This is a genomic window from Hoeflea sp. (assembly GCF_039975035.1).
GTDB lineage: Bacteria > Pseudomonadota > Alphaproteobacteria > Rhizobiales > Rhizobiaceae > Hoeflea.
In genome coordinates, this window is the sequence record NZ_JBDWHW010000198.1 from 1 (window position 1) to 2,903 (window position 2,903).

Consider the following 2,903-nt stretch of genomic DNA (forward strand, 5'->3'; position numbering starts at 1 on the left):
GCTGTTATCCCACCCAACGACTGCTCGACGCGGAGTTCCCAAAGAAGAGGGAGCGACCAAAGCTTGTATCTCTACCAAGACAGGGCGCGTGCCTTCCATGCCGGCAAAAACTGCGGTACCTGGATTGTTGGCTTTCCTCTCGCCTAAGAACAACTCGGACGGGTTCGAGACCTCTCGCAATCCGCCGCCGGTCATCTCGAAGACGCCAATTTCATCGGTCGGACCGAAACGATTTTTGACAGCGCGCATGATACGGAACTGATGTCCGCCTTCACCCTCAAAATAAAATACGGCATCCACCATGTGTTCCACAACACGGGGGCCAGCTATCTGCCCGTCCTTCGTTACGTGCCCTACCAGAATGGTTGTTGTTCCCATTTTTTTGGCATAGCGAATCATTGCCTGTGCCGCTGTACGTACCTGCGTGACGGTTCCTGGAGCCGAGTCGACCTGCGATGTCCAAAGGGTCTGGATTGAATCAAGGATCAAAAGGGCAGGTGGGGTGTCTGCTTCCAGGGTTGTCAGAATATCTTCCACACTGGTTTCGGCTGCTAATTGCACGGACGCATCGCGAAGACCGAGGCGTTGGGCACGCATGCGGACTTGTGCGATTGCTTCCTCGCCTGAAATATAAATGACTTTTTTGCCAGACCTTGCCAGTTCGGCAGCGGCTTGTAGTAGGATTGTAGATTTTCCTATGCCGGGATCACCGCCGACAAGAAGTGCAGAACCGGGAACAAATCCGCCGCCTGTTACGCGGTCGAGTTCTGTGATGCCACTCGTGATCCGGGGTGCTTCCGGCGTTTCACCCTCAAGCGGCACAAGTTCCATTACCCGGCCTTTGCCGACCAACCGCTTTGAAGCACCGCCAATGCCGGAGCCGGGATTTTCCTCAACTATAGTATTCCAAGCGTTGCAGGACTCGCATTTTCCTGCCCAGCGCGGTGTTACCGCACCACAATTCTGGCAGACATATTGTATTTTCTGTTTAGCCAAGACTAATCCGATCAAATGTCGTTGGTGTAGATCCGATGGAAGCGATTTCCGAGGCTTGTTAGAAATTCGTATCCGATTGTTCCGGCAATGGTGGCAGTATCATCCAGCACAACATTTGGGCCGATCAACTCTATCCATTCGTTCTGATAATCACAGCCCGCTAATTCATCTACATCTGGATGATCAGTTAAATCAACGGTTGTGAGATCCATGGAAACTCGACCCAGAAGAGGGACCTGATGTCCTCTCCATGCAGCAAAAGCGCCTTTGCGAATGTCACTGCTACCGGCTGACCGGATATATCCATCCGCATATCCAGAGGCGATTGTTGCCAAGATCCTGCGACCAGACATGTCATGCGTGGAGGGAAGAACAGTTTCCGCACCGCCATACCCCACTGTCTCACCGGGCGCGGCAGACTTAATCTGCAGAATCCGAGATTCTATCTTAATAGTTGGTTTCATTGGATTTTTTAATAACGCATCTGCGGTGCATGCGCCGCCATAAAGCGCTATACCAGGCCTGACCAAATCATAGTGATAATCTGATCCCAGAAAGATTCCGGCAGAATTTGCAAGCGATGCGACAGTGCCGGTTCGTGCCTCAACGGCTGGCTTGAAAGCCCTGTTTTGTATTCCGCTCAATGCGTCCGCTGGTGTGTCGGCACACGCGAGATGACTCATCAGCAGGCTGGGCGGATAGCCGTCAAGTGCGTCGCTGGCAAGCAGCCCATGGTAGTCAGGGATTGGTAACCCCAACCGGTTCATTCCGGTTTCCAACTGAATGGCATAAGGTAGCTTTTCATCACCCACCGCCTTGAGCCACACATCAATCTCAGCATTAACGACAGGCCTGAGTTTGTAGCGCCTATAAGTCTCTAGAGCTTCCGGGAAAAACCCGGCGAGTATATAAATCACAGCGTCGGGGGCAATTTTGCGAGTGCGAATGCCTTCTTCGGGCAGGGCAACAAAAAAGGTCCGGCAGCCAGTTTTCCAAAGCGTGGGAACGACCTGTTCGATGCCAAGACCGTAAGCGTTTGCCTTTACAACCGCGCTACATTCGGCATTGCCAGACATGTCGTTGAGCAGGCGCCAATTGTCCGCGATAGCACCAAGATCAACGGTAAGTCGCGCACCTGCTATTGCAGCCTCAATTGATGCGTTATCCATACTGCTCCGGAAGGTGGTCATCCTGTGCCAAATCGCTGAATCGGGTAAATTCACCTTCGAATTGTAGCTTCACGGTGCCTGTTGGTCCATGACGTTGCTTGGCAATGATGACTTCTGCAACACCGGCTACTTCCTCCATATCCGCTTGCCATTTGAAAAACTCTTCGGTGCCTTCTTTTGGCATTTGACGTTGGAGATAATACTCTTCGCGATACACAAATACCACAACGTCCGCATCCTGCTCGATTGATCCTGATTCACGAAGATCGGAGAGCTGTGGGCGTTTGTCATCGCGGTTCTCAACCTGTCGCGATAGCTGCGACAATGCGAGGATCGGGATATTCAGCTCCTTCGCAAGTGCCTTCAGTCCGGTGGTGATCTCAGTGATTTCCTGAACTCGGTTATCTGAACGCTTTCCAGATCCACTCAGCAATTGAACATAGTCGATGATCAACATATCCAGTCCACGTTGCCGTTTCAGGCGACGGGCGCGTGCCGTCAGTTGGGAAATTGAAATGCCGCCGGTGTGGTCGATGTAAAACGGAATGCTCTGCATTTCCTGACTGGCAATAACAATGTCGTTGAATTGCCGTTCGTCAATTGATCCGCGCCGGATTTCTGAAGACGACACCTGAGACTGCTCAGCAATGATACGAGTCGCAAGTTGCTCAGATGACATCTCGAGTGAGAAGAAGCCAACAATCCCGCCATTTGTAGCTTTTGTTGTGCCATCTGGCT

Annotated in this window: 3 protein-coding genes; all 3 read right to left on the minus strand. The window is 51.9% G+C overall.

The annotated features are described in order from the left end of the window. On the minus strand, positions 1-996 hold a 996-nt coding region (radA, locus tag ABJN75_RS17700; protein ID WP_348440906.1), incomplete at its 3' end, for a DNA repair protein RadA. A gap of 11 nt (positions 997-1,007) precedes the next feature. After that, on the minus strand, positions 1,008-2,165 hold the full coding sequence (gene alr / locus ABJN75_RS17705) for an alanine racemase (protein ID WP_348440907.1): 1,158 nt from the start codon (positions 2,163-2,165) through the stop codon (positions 1,008-1,010). Next, positions 2,158-2,903: DnaB-like helicase C-terminal domain-containing protein (locus ABJN75_RS17710; protein WP_348440908.1), on the minus strand; the 746-nt coding region annotated here is incomplete at its 5' end. The genes ABJN75_RS17710 and alr, both read right to left, overlap by 8 nt.